This window comes from Paenibacillus sp. OAS669, assembly GCF_014873645.1.
Lineage (GTDB): Bacteria > Bacillota > Bacilli > Paenibacillales > NBRC-103111 > Paenibacillus_S > Paenibacillus_S vulneris.
In genome coordinates, this window is sequence record NZ_JADBDR010000040.1 from 1 (window position 1) to 1,019 (window position 1,019).

The 1,019-nt window shown below is 44.4% G+C and carries 1 protein-coding gene; it reads left to right on the plus strand.

Going from position 1 to position 1,019, the window contains the following annotated elements; genetic code table 11:
* On the plus strand, positions 1–941 hold a 941-nt coding region (locus GGC63_RS34210; protein ID WP_192705996.1), incomplete at its 5' end, for an IS4 family transposase.
* Positions 942–1,019 lie beyond the last annotated feature (78 nt).

The following is a 1,019-nucleotide window of genomic DNA, read 5'->3' on the forward strand; positions in this document are numbered from 1 at the left end:
CGGCCACCTATTTTCAAAGTCAGCCGAACACGAAAGGCTACAACCTTTTGCATTTGAACGCAGCCTATGATCTCTGCAACAGACTTTATGTGGATGCCATTGTTCAGCCAAGAAGATGGAGTAACGAGGGAAGAGCACTAGCAGCTATGGTTGATCGTTCGCCTATCAAAGGCAAAATCATTGTTATTTCCGATCGAGGCTATGAAAGTTACAACAATTTCGCGCATATTGAGCGCAAAGGGTGGAACTACATCATTCGAGTAAAAGATTTGGATTCCAATGGTATTCTTTCGGGTTTGCGTTTGCCCTCTAGCGGAGAGTTTGATAGGGACGTTCATCTGACACTCACCAAAAAACAAACGAAAGAGGTCAAGGCTCATCCCGAGCTTTACAAGTTCGTCCCTTCCACGTCTACATTTGATTTTTTGGATCTACAAGAAAACTTGTATTACCCGATTTCCTTTCGGGTTGTTCGTTTCGTTTTGCCAAGTGGCGCTTATGAAACTGTCATCACGAATCTTTCTGCCGCAGATTTCCCACCCGATGAACTGAAGTCCATGTATAACATGCGATGGGGCATTGAAACCTCTTTCAGAGCGTTGAAATATACCGTCGGATTGACGAGTTTTCACGCAAAGAAACAAGAGTCCATCATCCAAGAGATTTTCGCAAGAATGATCATGTACAATTTCGCTGAAATGATGACCTCGCACGTCGTCATTTCCCAAATGAATAAACGGCACCACTACCAAGTCAACTTCACGGTTGCCGTTCACGTTTGTAGACATTTCCTGCGCTCAAAAGATGATGAACCCCCGCCCGATGTTGAAGCGCTGATTCGCAAAAACATTTTGCCGATTCGACCCATCCGCCCAGGACAGCAGAATACGCGCAAAATCCGTTATAAGTCAGCTGTTAGCTTCGTCTATAGAGTAGCATAATTCGGCTCACATGAACATTTTTTTAAGCGGATATTCCATCCGCTTTGTTTGCTGTACGCTTTTTTCCTTGCTTGCACA